Genomic DNA, 15188 nt, shown 5'->3' on the forward strand with positions numbered 1-15188 from the left:
ACATGTTCGCTCCCTCGATACACCTGCCGCGTCGCAAGACGCGGACCCTGGAAGGGTCCCCATGGGTCCGGTGGACGCTCGTCACCGTGGCGCTGGGGTTCCTGGCAGTCTTCCTCGTCGTCCCTCTGGTCGCCGTCTTCTCGTTCGCGTTCCAGAAGGGCTGGGAGGCCTACCTCACGGCAATCGCGGAGCCGGAGGCGCGCTCCGCCATCCTCCTGACGCTGATGGCGGCGGTCATCGCGGTGCCGCTCAACCTCGTCTTCGGCCTGGCGGCGGCGTGGCTCCTGGCGCGCTTCCGCTTCCGGGGACGCGCGCTGCTGCTGACACTCATCGACCTGCCCTTCAGCGTGTCGCCCGTCATCGCCGGACTCATCTTCGTGCTGCTCTTCGGGCGGCAGGGCTGGCTGGGGCCGCTGCTGTTCGAGCACGACATCCACGTCATCTTCGCCGTGCCGGGAATCGTCCTCGCCACGGTGTTCATCACCTTGCCCTTCGTCGTGCGGGAGGTGCTGCCGGTGATGCAGACGCAGGGCAGCGACGAGGAGGAGGCGGCGCTGACGCTGGGCGCGAGCGGCTGGCGCACCTTCCTGCGCATCACGCTGCCGAAGGTGAAGTGGGGCGTGCTCTACGGCGTCATCCTCTGCAACGCGCGGGCGATGGGCGAGTTCGGGGCCGTCTCGGTGGTGTCCGGGCACGTGCGCGGTGTCACCACGACGCTGCCGCTGCACGCGGAGATTCTCTACAACGAATACGATTTCGCGGGGGCCTTCGCCGTGGCGTCGTTGCTCACGCTGCTCGCGCTCGTGACGCTGGTGCTGAAGAAGTACGTGGAGTGGAGGAGTGAGGCGTCATGAGCATCATCGTCAAGCAGCTCACCCGGCGTTTCTCTCCGGGCGGAAGTCCCGCCGTCTCGGACGTCTCGTTCCAGGCGCCCGCGGGCGCCATCACCTCCCTGCTGGGGCCTTCGGGCGCGGGAAAGTCCACGCTCCTTCGCCTCATCTGCGGGCTGGAGGTCCCCGACGTCGGTCGCGTCCTCATCGACGGGCTGGACTGTACGGCGCTGCCCGTGCAGAAGCGCAATGTGGGCGTCGTCTTCCAGAGCTACGCCTTGTTCCGGCACATGACGGTGCGCGAGAACATCGCCTTCGGACTCAACGTGCGGCGGCTTCCCCGAGACGAGGTGGAGGCGCGCGTGGACGAGATGCTGCGCCTGGTCCAGCTCGAGGCGCTGGGCTCGCGCCATCCGGGGCAGCTTTCCGGCGGACAGCGCCAGCGAGTGGCCTTCGCTCGAGCGCTGGCCATCCGTCCCCGGGTGTTGCTGCTGGACGAGCCCTTCGGCGCGCTCGACACGCGCGTGCGCGAGGAGCTGCGCGAGTGGCTCCATGAGTTGCACGAGCGCACGGGGCTGACGACGCTGCTGGTGACGCATGACCAGCAGGAGGCGCTGGAAATCTCGCAGCACGTGGTGGTGATGAGCGAAGGGCGCGTGGCGCAGGCGGGCTCACCGGAGGACATCTACGACCGGCCCGCGTCGCCCTTCGTCGCGTCGTTCATCGGCGGGGCGAGTGTCCTTCGTGGCCACGTCCTGGAGGGCAGGGCGGCGCTGGGTTCGCTCGCGCTGTCCGTACCCGCCGCCGCGCGGGAGGGCGAGGCGGTGCACGCCTTCGTGCGGCCTCACGACATCAAGCTGGCCCGTTCCGTTTCGGCGGCGGGAGCAGGGGAGCGCACGCCCTTCATGGGCCGGGTGGAGCGCTTCAAGCCCGTGGGCGGCTTCGTCAAGGTGCTGTTGCGCATGCCCTCCGGGGACGAGGTCACCGTCCAGGTGCCTCGCTCGGAGTTCGAGGCGCTCGGCGTCGTCGAGGGGGACGCGGTGCGCGCCGATGTGCTCACCGCGTCCGTCTTCGTGGGGGACTACGCCATCTGACGGACGCGCCTTCAGTGCGCTTCGATGACCGACGGCGCATGAGGGCTGTGCGCCGCCAGCGCTTCGGGAATCACCACCGGCTCGTGGGGCGCGACCTTCCAGGGAGGCAGCGCCTCACCCCGGCGCTGGGCGCGGATGCAGCGCCACAGCTCGTTCGCGTACGGCAGCACGATGGTGGCGCCGATGCCGAGCAGGATGTTGCGCAGGTAGCCCGCGGGGAGCCGCTGCTTCTTCAGCGCGAAGCGCCACCGTCCCTTGCGACCACCGATGCCCCAGATGGCCAGGAACTGGTCCCAGTGCAGGCAGACGATGGAGGACACGGCCATGAAGGGCAGCACCTCCAGGAAGCTGTGCGTGTGCTGCTCGCGCGGCTCCACGTCCCGCTGGTGGTTGATGGCATAGGCCACATCCGCGAAGGCCGTCGCCTCGTGCGCCAGCGAGTGTCCCAGCATGACGGAGAGGGTGAGCGGGTTGATCTCCATCAACAGCCCCATCATCACCGGCACGCCCACCTCGGTCATCATCAGGCAGTGGATGAGTGACTCGCCCGCGCCGCTGGTGTGTTCGATATCCGTGCGCTTGTGCCACACCCAGTCCACCACGCCCGGCACCAGCCACGCCGGCAGCATGAAGTAGAGCAGCACCCGCCGCGTCGCTGACTCCACGTCCGTGGCTCCGGAGGGGATGCGCAGCCGGGGCCTGTGGAGGTAGCCGCGCGCGGCCCGGACCAGCTTGAACCGCCAGCTCCGATGCCCCCAGGGCGTGGTGACTTCACGGAACATTGCCGCCGCGCTGCTCATGACTTCCCCCACTCCCGCATCTCTCGGGTGCCACTGGATGGATGTGTCAGAAGCTAGGCATTGCCCCCACTCACACCACCGAGCATCGGCCGGACAGGAGGGCGCCAGCAGGCCACGACGAACCTGCAAGGAAATTGGAAATGCTGTTATTTCTCGAAATGGAGGTCTCACCCATTCCGGGAGGTACGCATGGCAGGACGGACCGAGACGTGGCTGGTGGCGGCGGGGCTGGTGCTGGGCGGCTGTGGCAGTGAGGTGGCGGTGGAGCCCGAGGCGGCGCCACTGGCGAGCCAGGCGCAGAAGGAGCAGGCGTACGACCCGGGGGCGGGTTGGAACCTGGTGTGGCAGGACGACTTCGGCGGCACGGGTTTGAACGCGGCGAACTGGAACGTGCTGACGAGCAACCACGACCCCGTCACCAACAACTGCAACTTCGGCACGGGGGAGCTGGAGTTCCCGCGCGCGCAGAACGTCACGGTGAGCGGGGGCAAGCTCATCCTCACCGCCGAGCGGACGACGGATGGGCCGTATGACTCGCGCTGCGCGGGGTATGGGCCGCGCTCGTTCTATTCAGGGCGCATCCACACCAAGGGCAAGGTGGAGCGGCGCTACGGCAAGCTCGTCGCCAGCATCAAGGTGCCGTCCGGGTACGGCATGTGGCCGGCGTTCTGGACGCTGGGGGCGAACATCTCCAACGTCGGCTGGCCGGCGAGCGGCGAAATCGACATCCTGGAGTGGCACTCCAACGAGCCGTCGTGGATGAAGGTCGCCACGCACTCGTCCAACGGTGTGCAGCACTGGGGCTCGGGAGCCAACCGGGGCTACAGCCTGGCGGATGCCTTCCACATCTACGAGGTGGAGTGGGCCGCGGACCGCATGGTGTTCAAGCTGGACAACCAGGTCCGGGCGAACGCGGACTTCTTCCACAATGACCCGGCGTTCCAGCAGAGCCACTACATCCTGCTGAACCTGGCCCTGGGTGGGAACTGGTACAACAACACCTCGCCCGCCGCCGTCGACCTGCCGCTGGGGCAGCGCAAGACGATGGAGGTGGAGTGGGTTCGCTGGTACCAGGCGGGCAGCTCCAGTGGCGTCTCGTTGGCCAATCCGGGCTTCGAGGCGGACATGAGTGGCTGGTCGACCTGGAGTCCCAACGGCACCGAGGCGGCGGACTTCAGCGAGACGTACAACGGCGGCCACTCGGGCAGCTACCACCTGTCGCACTGGACCAACGCGACGCCCTTCGAGGTGTGGACCTTTCAGGCCGTGTCGGGGCTGGCGTCGGGCAACTACAAGGTCCGTGCGTGGGTTCGCAAGGGGGGCTCGTTCGAGCTGGCGCGCATCCAGGCGAAGACGTGCGGCTCCTGCGCACCGGCCTTCACGGAGCTGGGGACGTATGGCGCGTGGACGCTGGTGGAGTCTCCCGCCATCTCCGTCACCGGCGGCTACCTGGAGCTGGGGTTCCACACCCGGGCGACCACGGGCAACGGCGCCAACTTCATCCACATGGATGATGTGGAGCTGGTGCGCCTGTAGCCAATGACTGAGGGGTGGAGCGCGAGTCCGGCTCCACCCCCAGCTGCTGCTACCAGCCGAAGCCGGCGACGCCGAACAGCTTGCCGCGCTTGGGCGTGTCGAAGACGCGGACGGGCATCGCGGTGCGGTCACGGAAGGAGATGATCTCCGCGTAGCGTCCCTTCTTCAGCGCGGATGCGAAGCGCTCTTCCACCGTCACCGGGTTCACCTCGATGACCACCGTCTGCCACGCCTTGAACTTGCAGTCCTGTCGGTAGACCAGGTTGCCCTGGGCATCGATGCGGTCAATCTTGTTCGTCTCCTTGCAGTCCCAGACGGGCTCCTTCAGCTTCTCCTTCTTGAAGGTCACCTTCACCATGCCGCCCGACTCCTTCTTCACCGAGGCGATGGTGCCCTTCTCCTGCTCGGCGGGGCCGGAGCGGAAGTCGAAGTTCAGGCGGGGGCGAGGCATGCGCATGTCCTCGGCGCCATCAATCTCCTTCGAGTGCTCGACGATGTAGTGCAGGGCCGCCCAGCGCGCCGCCTCGAGTGGGCCGGTGGCCGCCACGGTGCCCTGGACCTCCTTGGCGATGACGAAGGCGTTGGGGTCCTTCTCGTCGATGGACTCACACACGGCCAGACTGTTGGCGAAGAGGAAGGGCGTCATCTCGTTCAGCAGGTCCTTCACCGCGTCCTCCGTGGTCGGCTTGCGCTCGGCGAAGAGCTTCGCCAGCTCCGCCCGGAAACCTTCCGAGCAGCCTGTCGCCTTCGCTTGAATCTTCTTGTTCTTCAGGTTGAGCAGCAGCTCCGCCGACTTGTCGAGCAGGGCGCTGTTCTTCGCGTGCTGGGCCTTGAACTCCGCGATGGCCTTCGCCGGCTCATCGAACACCACGGCCTTGAGCGTCGGGTCATCAGCGGTGAGTTTCTCCAGGCGCTTGTGCAGCTCCGCCCGCTTCGCCACCGTGTCGTTCCAGTGAATCTTCCCCCAGATGGCCAGGTAGCGCGGCAGCTCCGGCTCGGCGGCCAGCTCCTTGAAGTACCGCTCCTCGTTCAACCGTTGGCCCACCGCCTCGCAATGCGCGAAGTCGATCAGCGTGTACGCGGTGCGTGACTTGTCGGACCAGTCGCGCAGCAGGCTGGTCGCGCAGCTCTTCGCCGCGAGCACGTCCTCCACCGCGGTGGTGTCCATCCAGTCGTAGCCGCTCCCCGAGCCTCGCTCGCAGAGCAGTGTCTGCAGGGCCGAGCGGGCCCCATACGTCTTGGCTGACTGCTTCTGGGGGTCCACCTCCAGCTCGTTGCAGAATTTCCGGGGGAGCTTGTCCTGGCCGTTCGAGTCCGCCTCGAAGGCGAACAGCTCCTCCACCTCGGCGTCCGTCAGGCCGGAGGCGGCGACGAACGCGGCGCGGTGCTGTGCGGCCTCCTCCTTGTACTTCGCGTCGGAGGCATCCAGGCACTGCGCATGGGCAATCGAGCTGACGACGACAGGCGCCAGGTAGCTGCCGCCCGAGTTCTTCACATCGGTCTTGATGGACATCGTCGCGGTGATGGGGCTCCGGTTGGGCGCGCACCACGGCTTTGGGGCCGCCAGCGTCGCTCCGCCGCAGAGCATGGACAGTGCGGCGCCCAGGGGCGCCACGCGCTTCAGCCACGAATAGGAGGATGAGGTCATGTTGACGGCGCCTCCTAGTCGAGGCGGCAGTGGAAGTACAATTGTTACTGAATAACTAAAGTTCCCTGCGTGTGAAGAGGTCCCCGTTGGCCTGCTGTGGGGCCGGGGTGCGGCGTCCATGGCCAGTGACACGACGGTCGGGCCAAACGCCGTAGGGGGTCATGGGCCACTTCATCCCAGTGCCGGGCGATGTTCCGAAAGACCCGCCTCTGTTTCCTGGGTGGGTTTCCCTCTTCAGACTTAATCATGCTTAATTTGAATAATTTGACTTCCGCGTGAGGCGCCCGCCTCACTGGAGTGTTCGCACCGTGTTGGGGAGGGGAACCAATGAGACGTGAAGAGAAGATGTCGCGTGGCCCGGCGGTCTGGGCGTGTCTGTTGTTGCTGTGCGGGCCGTGGGCCCTGGGCTGTACGGAGCCTGTTTCACGGGAGCCTTCATTGCCCGAAGTAGGGACGGTGAAGGCCGCCGAGGGGCTTCCGAGAAATCAAACCGTCTCGGCGGGCCGGCTCCACTCGCTGGTGCTGCGGCCGGATGGAACAGCGTGGAGCTGGGGCGCGAATACGTTCGGACAACTGGGAGATGGCACCACGCGGACCCATGGAACGCCCGTGCGGGTCTGGGGGCTGTCGTCGGTGAGCATCGTCTCGGCGGGAGACCTGCACTCGCTGGCGCTGAAGGCGGACGGCACGGTGTGGGCGTGGGGGAACAACGAGCGGGGACAGTTGGGGCTTGGTGACACCGTGATGCGCCTGTCGCCCGTGCGCGTCCCCGGGCTCACGGACGTGGTGCGGCTTGTCGCGGGCTTCTCGCACTCGCTCGCACTGAAGGCGGACGGCACGGTGTGGGCCTGGGGCAACAACGCGACCGGCCAGCTCGGTGACGGCACCACCACGCAGCGGCTTCTTCCCGTAGCTGTTCCCGGCCTGCTGGGCGTGTCCGAAATTGGCGCGGGCAACTCACACTCGCTGGCGCTCAAGGCGGACGGCACGGCGTGGACGTGGGGTGCGAACGCGGATGGGCAACTCGGTGACGGTGGCGTCACGCAGCGAATCGTCCCGGGCCTGGTGCCGGGCCTGACGGCGGTGGTGGCCATCGTGGGCGGTGGCTCGCACTCGATGGCGTTGAAGGTCGATGGAACGGTGTGGGCTTGGGGGCAGAACGCCTTCGGCCAGCTCGGAGATGGGACGACGACGGGGCGCTCCGCTCCCGTGCAGGCGCTAGGGATGGCGAACGTGACGGCGGTGGCGGGTGGGGGACAGCACTCGCTGGTGCTGAAGTCGGACGGTACGGTGTGGGGCTGGGGCGGCAATGCGCGCGGTCAGCTGGGCGATGGCACGACGACGCAGCGTCCCTCTCCCGTGCCCGTGCAGGTCACCACGGGCGTGCTGGGCGTCGCGGCGGGTGGAGGACAGCACTCGGTCGCGATGAGGGCCGGGGGCGAGGTCTGGTCCTGGGGAAACAACGCGGACGGGCAGGTGGGGGATGGCACCCGGCTGCTCAGGACGGAGCCCACGCGAGCGGCAGCCATGTCCGTGCGAGTGGAGACCGCGGCAGGAACGAATCACTCGTTGTCGATGAAGCCAGACGGCTCGGTGTGGGCCTGGGGCTCCAACGGCTTCGGACAGTTGGGTGACGGTTCGACGACGCATCGGGCCGCCCCGGTGCAGGTGGTGGGGCTTGGCGTTGACGTCCTCGCGCTCGCGGCGGGGCGCGGTTTCTCCCTGGCCTTGAAGACCGACGGCACCGTCTGGACATGGGGCGAGAACGCCATGGGTCAGCTTGGGAATGGGACGACCACCGCGCGAAGTGTCCCCGAGCAGGTCGCGGGGGTGAACGATGTCGTGAGCGTGTCCGCGGGTGACAACCATGCGCTTGCCGTGAAGGCGGATGGGACGGTGTGGTCCTGGGGCTCCAATCAATCAGGGCAGTTGGGAGACGGGAGCGCCACCTCTCGCGCAGTGCCCGCCCAGGTCCCCGGACTCACCTCCATGGTGGCGGTGGTGGGCGGCAACTCCCACTCCCTGGCGCTGAAGCGGGATGGAACGGTGTGGGCATGGGGTAACAACGGGTTTGCACAGTTGGGGGATGGCACGACGACCCAGCGGCTGCTTCCCGTGGCCGTGCCGGGCTTGACGGGCGTGGTGTCCCTCTCCTCGAAGTACCTCCACTCCATGGCCTTGCGAATGGATGGCACCGTCTGGGCATGGGGCTACAACTCCTCGGGGCAGCTCGGAGATGGTTCCACCACCCAGCGCCTGGTGCCCACGCGGGTCCTCAATCTCACGGATGTCGCCGCCATCAGCGCGGGAGGCTCCCAGTCCGCGGCGCTGAGGTCGGATGGCACCGTGTGGACCTGGGGTTCCAATTCTTCGGGGCAACTGGGGGATGGCTCGACGACTCAACGCGTGGTGGCGGGGCGTGTCGTGGGACTGGTGAACGCGACGTCGCTCGTCGCGGGGGATGCTCACCTCCTCGCGGTCCGCGACGACAACACCTTGTGGGCCTGGGGTTCGGGCACGTCGGGGCAGGTGGGCGACGGAGTCTCCGCCATGGTGCCGTCGCCGACGAAGACGTTGTTCTCCGGGGCGCGAGCCACCAGCGCGAGCCTGCAATACTCGCTGGCGTTGCGCGGCGACGGCACGGTGTGGAGCTGGGGGACCAATACGTCGAACGGAGTGCTGGGGGATGGCAGCACGGTGGTGCGGCGAGCGCCCGTCTCCGCCAGCGGACTTTCGAATGTGCTGAGCCTGGATGCCGGGCCCTACCATGCGTTGGCGCTCCGCGCGGGCGGCGTCGTCTGGGCATGGGGCTACAACACGTCGGGACAACTGGGGCAGGGGCAGAACAGCGCGCCCGTGTTCCTGTCGCCCGTCTGGGTGCCGGGGATGTCCAGCGCGGTGGCTGTCGCCGCGGGAGACTGGCACTCGTTCGCGCTGAGGGCGGACGGCACCGTCTGGGCCTGGGGCGAGAACTGGCATGGCCACCTCGGTGACGGCACCGTCACGAACACGCGGTACACCCCCGTGCTGGTGGCCAACCTCTCCGGCGTCGTGGCCATCTCCGCCCGGCGGTATCACGCCCTCGCGCTCAAGGCGGATGGGACTGTCTGGAGCTGGGGCACCAACACCTTCGGGCAGCTCGGAGATGGGACCCTCACGAGCCGTCCGGCTCCCGTGCCTGTCGGTGGCTTGTCGAACGTGCTCGCCATCGACACCGGGGATTCCTTCTCCGTGGCGTTGAAGTCAGACGGGACGGTGTGGACGTGGGGGCAGAACAGCGCGGGACAACTGGGGGATGGCGGCAACCTCAACCGCCTGGCGCCGACGCAGGTTCTCGGGTTGACCCGAGTCGCCTCCGTGTCGGCGGGAGCCCAGCATGTACTGGCTTTGATGGCGGATGGCACGGTGCGCTCGTGGGGCGCCAACAACGCGGGGCAGCTCGGCGATGGGAGCAATGCCGCGCGGAACCTGCCGGTGGTCGTGCCGGGCCTCACGGGCGTGTTGTCTGTCATGGCTGGCGACCAGCACTCATTGGCCATTCGCGACGACCGGGCGCTCTGGGGATGGGGCCTCAATTTCCACGGCCAGTTGGGCAACGGCGTTCTGCCGCACCGCACCTTGCCTGTGAACGTCTGGTAACGCATACATGAGGCATGGGTCCCGGGGGCGTCGTCCCCTCCCGGGACTCTGTCGAGAATCGTATGGTTCAATCGCCTTGCGATGCAATCAATGTCATACGAGACACATCGTAATCGTGTTGACAGCCCGCGATGCGCCCCGCATAAGGTTGGCTGCATTTGCAGCCCTACCCAGCGGAGCGGCCCATGGGTGCGACATATGCGAATCCCCTGGAGTATGACGGACGAGAGCTTCGTCCCACCCGGCTTCTCCTCACCGGGGGAACGGGGTTCCTGGGAAGCCACTTCCTCCTCTGGCGACTGAGGGCAGGGGGACGGCTCTTCGTCCTGGTTCGTGGCACGTCGCCGGAGCATGCGCGCGAGAGACTCCTGGAATCTCTCGCGGAGGCCGCGGCCTCGTATGACGTCCCCGTTCCATTGGAGGCCGTCGAAAAGAATGTCGTCTGCCTCGTCGGCGACATCACCCTCCCGCTCTGTGGCCTCTCACCCGAGGACCTGGGGCGACTGGAAGAGGCGCGGCTGGAGGAGGTGTGGCATTCCGCGGCCAGCCTCGCGTATGAGAATCGCCACCGGGACAAAATCCATGCACACAATTGCATCGGGACGAGAAACATCCTGGAGGTCGCGCGGAAGGTAGGGGCCGAGAGGTTTGTCTATGTCTCCACCGCCTACACGGCGGGGACCCGGCGCGGAGTGATTCCCGAAGCGCTGCATCCGGAACCCACGGGCGGTGCCGCGGACTTCAACAACTACTACGAGGAGAGCAAGGCGCAGGCGGAGCGCGAGGTCTCTCGTGCCTGTGAGGAGGCCGGTCGCGCCTACAGCATCGTCCGTCCCTCGGTCATCATCGGCCCCAGCGCGAGCCGACGCAGTGGGGGGACGCGGTTCGGAATCTATGGCTTCGTGCGGGAGCTGTACCGGCTGCGCCGGGAGCTGGCGCAAGTCACGGACCCGCTGCGGCTGCTGGGACACGAGGGCGCGGGCGTCAACATGGTGCCCGTGGACCACGTGGTGCTGGACATGCTCCGGCTGAGCGCCACCCGGTTCGAGGGCGGGCCGGTGCATCACCTGGTGGGGCCCGTGGAGCTTCCGGCCACGGGGATGGTGGACCGGATGTCCCATGCGCTCCGGCTGCCCATCCTCAGCTTCACCACGCACCGTGAGACGGAAGCGTCCCCGATTGAACAGCTGTTCGATTTGCGCGGCGCCTTCTACGCAAGCTACGGCCTGAACCCGAAGCGGTTCGCCCGCGCGCTCCCTCCGCACCCGCCGCTCTCCCTCGCGGACCTGGATGTCTACCTTTCGAGCTATCTCGCGGAGCTGGCGCGCGAGCGCGAAGGGCTGGTGTTCACCCCCGTGCAGGTTCGCGCCCCGGATGGGGCGGAGGTGTGTGCCTTCACCCGGGGGGACCCCGCGCGCCCGGTGCTGGTCCTCTGCAACGCCTACGCGATGCCCGAGGAGTTCCTGGCGCCGCTCGCGCAGCGGCTGGCCCAGAACTGGCGGGTGGTGACGTGGAACACCCGCTGGCTGCCCACGCCGACGCCGGACTTCAATCCCTCTCAGTGTGACTCCAGCGTCCATGTGGCGGACCTGGTCGCCGTGCTCGACCGGCTGGGAATCTCCCGGGTGGAGGCGGTGGTGGGCTGGAGCAGTGGCGCGCAGGTGGCGCTCCGCGCGCTGGCCGAACACCCCGAGCGCTTCGCGCGCGGCGTGCTGCTCAACGGGACGGTGTCGCTGGCGGCGACCGCGGACCACCCGATGACGTCCTTCGAGAAGAACCTCCGCCAGCTCTTCCCCCAGATTGCCGCCAACCCCCGGGTGGCGGAGCGCTACTGCAAGCTGATTTTCGGAGGCAGCCCCGGAGCCGAGGCGTCGAACAGCGAGGACCGGAAGGTGGTGGCCAGCGTCCTCACCTCCACGGACCCCCATCTGCTCTACATGACCAGCGTGCCGTTCCGCACGCCGTCCAGTCTCTTCCGATACGCGAACATGGTCTGCGCGCTCTTCCGCGAGCGGGAGGACGCCTGGACGTCCTCCGTGAAGCAGCCCGTGCTCGTCTTCGGAGGTGGAGCGGATGCCATCTCGCACCCGGACCAGGTGGCGCTCCTGGCCTCCCGGCTCGTCGGCGCGAAGACAGTGCTCCAGCCGACCGCGGACCACTTCTCCCATTTCTATGACGAAGGGATGGCCACCATGATTGAGGACTTCGCCCAGCACGCGCCCTCCGGGGCGCTTCCCGTGGAGCCCGCCGGGGATGGTTTCGCGCGCACCCTCGAGCGGCTGATTCACCTCTCCAACGCGGACACCTCCAATCCCTTTCGGGAGCTCGTCTGGGAGAAGTCCCTCCCCGAGGACCAGCCCTGGATGAGCCCGGAGCTGCTCTCCGTCCATGGCACGCCCTGGGCCCAGAAGCTGACGCCGGAGCAGCTCCTGCGGCTCAGCAAGTGGGAGTGCATCAACTTCTTCAGCCTGAACGTGACGGGCATCCGCGAGCTGCTCACGGAGATGATCAGCCGCATCCACACCCCCGGCTACGAGGTGTCCTCCGAATACCTCCACCACCTGGTGCTCGAGGAGAATGAGCACATGTGGTACTTCTCGCGGTTCTGCCTGACGTACGGCGGAAAGATATACAAGGACCGCCGCATCCGTTACGACACCTTCCCTGAGACGGACATCAAGGAGTTCCTGGCGTTCGCCACGGTGCTGGTGTTCGAGGAGATTGTCGACGGCTACAACAGCCACATGGCGAAGGACCTGCGTCTGCCGCCCTTCGTGCGTGAAATCAACCGGCTGCACCACTCGGATGAGACACGCCACATCAGCTACGGGCGGTTGAACATCGAGCGGCTCCACCAGGGGCTGCGGGCGAAGCACGGCGTGGAGCGGCTGCGGGACGTGGAGCGCGCGCTCAAGCGCTTCATGCTCACGTCGATGCAGAAGCTCTACAACCCGGACATCTACAAGGACGTGGGGCTGCCCGAGCCGCTGAAGCTTCGCAACGAGCTGCTGGCCCATCCCGAGCGCGTGGCCTTCAACGAGCGCATCCTCTCGAAGACAACGAGGTTCATGGTGAAGAAGGAAATCTTCACCGACGACCGGCTGTCCTGACCTGTCTGGGAGAGACACGCATGTCGCCCCATCACCTCTGCGGTTTGCTGGAAGAAGCCGAGCGCCATCATGGGGACCGTCTGTTCTTGTCCGACGACCGGGCCTCGCTCACCTATGCCCAGCTCGCCACGTCTACCCGGCGTCTGGGGGGCTGGCTTTCGCGCCAGGGGTTCCGGCGGGGAGACAGGGCCGTCATCCTCACCCGCAACCGCGCGGAGGTGGCCCTGGCCGCGTTCGCGACGGCGCGGCTGGGCGGCATCTTCGCGGTGCTGCATGGCGCGATTCGCGAGCCGGGCCTGCGGAGGATTCTGGAGCAGGTGACGCCCACCGTGGCCTTCCTGGACGAGTCCACCGCGCACCTCGCGCCGGCCTTCGCCGACGTGCCCATCGTCTGGGTGGGGGAGGGCGCGGAGCCGGCCTCGGGAGTGCGGCTGTCGCGCATCCTGGACAGCGAGCCCGCGGAGTGTCCGCCCTTCTCGGGTGTGGACGTGGATCCGGTCTGCCTCATCTACACGTCCGGCTCCACGGGAGCGCCGCGCGGCGTGACGCTCAGCCACGACAACATCCTCTTCGTGGTGGCCGCCATCCAGGAGCGGCTCCAGTACCGCGCCGAGGACGTGGTGGGCGTCTTCCTGCCGCTCTCGTTCGACTACGGTCTGTATCAGGTGTTCCTCGCCGCGCAGGTGGGGGCGGGCGTGTTCGTCGGGAGCGCGGAGCTGGCCGGGCCGGCGCTGGTCACCACGCTGGAGCGACAGCGCGTCACCGTGCTCCCCGGCGTGCCCACGTTGTTCGCCGCGTTGCTCAAGCTGCTCGGCCGGAGTGGGGCGGGCGCGCTGCGCTTGAGGGCGCTCACCAACACGGGCGCACATCTGCCGGCCAGCCACGTGGAGCAGCTCCGGCGTCAACTGCCGGGTGTCTCCGTGTTCCCCATGTACGGACTGACCGAGTGCAAGCGCGTCTCCATCCTGCTGCCCGAGGAGCTGGAGGCGCACCCGGGCTCGGTGGGGCGCGCGCTGCCCGGCACGGAGGCGATGATTCTGGACGAGCAGGGCCATGTGCTTCCGCCAGGCGAAGTGGGGGAGCTGGTCATCCAGGGGCGCCACGTCGCGCTCGGGTACTGGCGGGCGCCGGAGGAGACCGCGCTGCGCTATCGCGTGCACCCGCGCGGGCTGGGCCGCGTGCTGTTCTCCGGTGACCTGTTCCGGATGGACAGGGAGGGCTTCCTCCAGTTCGTCGGGCGCCGGGACTTCCTCCTCAAGCGCCGGGGCTTCCGGATGCACCCGCTCGAAATCGAAGAGGTGGCCTGCGGGCTGCCCGGTGTCGCGGAGGCGGGCGTGGTGCAAGAGGCGCAAGTCGACCGGTTGCACCTCTTCGTCACCTCCCTCCCGGGCGCGCCGCCGCCGCGCGAGGCCGGGCTGCTCGATGCGCTCGCCAGTCGCCTGGAGCCCTACAAGGTTCCGGACCAGGTGCACTGGGTGCCAGAGCTGCCGAGGACGGCCAACGGCAAGCTCGATCGGGCGGCCCTCGCGAGTCTGCTGACGGCGGGAGGACAGCCATGAGCGCGCCGATGAGTCCGCACCTGGCGGCTCGGGCCGCGGCATGGTTGGAGACGTACGGCTCGCCCCTCTACGTCTACGACCTGGGGGACGTGGAGCGGCGCACGCGCGAGCTCATGTCCGTCCTGCCAGAGGGCAGCCGGGTGCTGTTCTCGCTCAAGGCCAACCCGCTTCCGGCGATGGCGGAGGCGCTCTGCCGACTTGGCTGCGACGCGGAGGTGTCATCGCCTGGAGAGCTGGCGGTGGCGGTGGCCGCGGGCTTCGCTCCGGAGCGGGTGCTCTACTCCGGCCCGGGCAAGAGCGCCGACGAGGTGCGTGGGGCGCTCGGCGCTGGCGTGACGCGCTTCTCCGCCGAGTCGTGGACGGACCTGGAGCGCATCGACCGGGCCGCGCGAGTCGCTCGGCTTCGGGCGCGAGTCCTCCTGCGCGTCAACCCGGATGCACCTCCCGTGGCCCGGCTGGCGATGAGTGGCGTGAGCAGCCAGTTCGGTCTCGACGAGGCGGAGTGGCGCGAGGGCCGCGCACGCGTGGCCGCGCTCGGTGCCATCGAGTTGCTGGGGTTGCACATCTACCAGGGCACCCAGCTCGCGGATGTGCCCGCGCTGCTCTCCGCGCTGCGGGTGGCGCTGGAGGTGGGGGAGTCGCTCTCCAGTGCGTTCGAGCTCCCCTTCCAGGTGATGGACCTGGGGGGCGGATTCCCCTGGCCCTTCGCCACGCCCGGCGTCGGACCGGAGCTGGCATCCCTGCGCGAGCCGCTCGCGCAACTGGCCGCGGAGCGACGGAGGACCGCGTCCGCTTCGCTGTGGTTCGAGTCGGGGCGTCGCCTCTGCGGCTCCTCGGGCACGCTCTGGTCGACGGTGATGGACGTGAAGCGCTCGAAGGGCAAGCAGTACGTCGTCCTCGACAGTGGCATCCACCACCTGGGCGGCATGTCGGGTCTGGGGCGGGTGCCGCTGGTCGGCATCGGTGTCGCGC

9 protein-coding genes are annotated in these 15188 nt (G+C 68.0%); 7 read left to right on the top strand and 2 right to left on the bottom strand.

The window, feature by feature from the left end:
• Positions 1 to 2: 2 nt before the first annotated feature.
• Together cysW and FJV41_RS30535 are read left to right on the top strand one after the other, a co-directional pair.
• Positions 3 to 854 (top strand): sulfate ABC transporter permease subunit CysW, encoded by an 852-nt coding sequence (gene cysW / locus FJV41_RS30530; RefSeq protein ID WP_141646115.1) that lies wholly within the window; start codon positions 3 to 5, stop codon positions 852 to 854.
• Complete coding sequence (locus FJV41_RS30535) at positions 851 to 1924, top strand: sulfate/molybdate ABC transporter ATP-binding protein (protein ID WP_141646107.1); 1074 nt, start codon at positions 851 to 853, stop codon at positions 1922 to 1924. Before cysW ends, FJV41_RS30535 begins: the two co-directional genes overlap by 4 nt.
• Positions 1925 to 1935: 11 nt before the next feature.
• Here the strand turns inward: FJV41_RS30535 and FJV41_RS30540 are convergent, their stop codons facing one another.
• Positions 1936 to 2724 carry a hypothetical protein gene (locus FJV41_RS30540; RefSeq protein ID WP_174463763.1) on the bottom strand — a complete coding sequence of 263 codons (789 nt, stop codon included), beginning with the start codon at positions 2722 to 2724 and terminating at the stop codon, positions 1936 to 1938.
• Between the two features lie 189 nt (positions 2725 to 2913).
• Here FJV41_RS30540 and FJV41_RS30545 point away from each other — a divergent pair, with 189 nt between their 5' ends.
• Positions 2914 to 4260: a glycoside hydrolase family 16 protein gene (locus FJV41_RS30545; protein WP_141646108.1), complete on the top strand. Its 1347-nt coding sequence runs from the start codon at positions 2914 to 2916 to the stop codon at positions 4258 to 4260.
• A 49-nt stretch (positions 4261 to 4309) separates the two neighbouring features.
• Here FJV41_RS30545 and FJV41_RS30550 read toward each other — a convergent pair whose 3' ends face one another.
• The gene (locus tag FJV41_RS30550) at positions 4310 to 5908 is read right to left on the bottom strand and encodes a hypothetical protein (protein ID WP_141646109.1); all 1599 of its coding nucleotides are present in this window, start codon (positions 5906 to 5908) and stop codon (positions 4310 to 4312) included.
• A 327-nt stretch (positions 5909 to 6235) separates the two neighbouring features.
• On the opposite strand from FJV41_RS30550, the gene FJV41_RS30555 reads away from it, so the two are divergent.
• The 4 genes from FJV41_RS30555 to FJV41_RS30570 all read left to right on the top strand — a co-directional run.
• A complete protein-coding gene (locus FJV41_RS30555) occupies positions 6236 to 9547 on the top strand; it encodes an RCC1 domain-containing protein (RefSeq protein ID WP_141646110.1) in 3312 nt (1103 codons plus the stop codon).
• A 185-nt stretch (positions 9548 to 9732) separates the two neighbouring features.
• A complete protein-coding gene (locus tag FJV41_RS30560) occupies positions 9733 to 12657 on the top strand; it encodes an alpha/beta fold hydrolase (protein ID WP_141646111.1) in 2925 nt (974 codons plus the stop codon).
• Between the two features lie 20 nt (positions 12658 to 12677).
• Positions 12678 to 14216, top strand: a complete 1539-nt coding sequence (locus FJV41_RS30565; RefSeq protein ID WP_141646112.1) for a class I adenylate-forming enzyme family protein — start codon at positions 12678 to 12680, stop codon at positions 14214 to 14216.
• Positions 14213 to 15188: type III PLP-dependent enzyme domain-containing protein (locus FJV41_RS30570; RefSeq protein ID WP_141646113.1), on the top strand; the 976-nt coding region annotated here is incomplete at its 3' end. The genes FJV41_RS30565 and FJV41_RS30570, both read left to right, overlap by 4 nt.

It is taken from the genome of Myxococcus llanfairpwllgwyngyllgogerychwyrndrobwllllantysiliogogogochensis, assembly GCF_006636215.1.
GTDB classification, from domain to species: domain Bacteria; phylum Myxococcota; class Myxococcia; order Myxococcales; family Myxococcaceae; genus Myxococcus; species Myxococcus llanfairpwllgwyngyllgogerychwyrndrobwllllantysiliogogogochensis.

What these genes read in the sequence shown, in the direction of transcription:
- FJV41_RS30560 (WP_141646111.1), top strand. Translation starts at nt 9,733, where the DNA reads ATGGGTGCGACATATGCGAATCCCCTGGAGTATGACGGACGAGAGCTT.
- FJV41_RS30565 (WP_141646112.1), top strand. Translation starts at nt 12,678, where the DNA reads ATGTCGCCCCATCACCTCTGCGGTTTGCTGGAAGAAGCCGAGCGCCAT.
- FJV41_RS30545 (WP_141646108.1), top strand. Translation starts at nt 2,914, where the DNA reads ATGGCAGGACGGACCGAGACGTGGCTGGTGGCGGCGGGGCTGGTGCTG.
- cysW (WP_141646115.1), top strand. Translation starts at nt 3, where the DNA reads ATGTTCGCTCCCTCGATACACCTGCCGCGTCGCAAGACGCGGACCCTG.
- FJV41_RS30535 (WP_141646107.1), top strand. Translation starts at nt 851, where the DNA reads ATGAGCATCATCGTCAAGCAGCTCACCCGGCGTTTCTCTCCGGGCGGA.
- FJV41_RS30555 (WP_141646110.1), top strand. Translation starts at nt 6,236, where the DNA reads ATGAGACGTGAAGAGAAGATGTCGCGTGGCCCGGCGGTCTGGGCGTGT.
- FJV41_RS30550 (WP_141646109.1), bottom strand. Translation starts at nt 5,908, where the DNA reads ATGACCTCATCCTCCTATTCGTGGCTGAAGCGCGTGGCGCCCCTGGGC.
- FJV41_RS30540 (WP_174463763.1), bottom strand. Translation starts at nt 2,724, where the DNA reads ATGAGCAGCGCGGCGGCAATGTTCCGTGAAGTCACCACGCCCTGGGGG.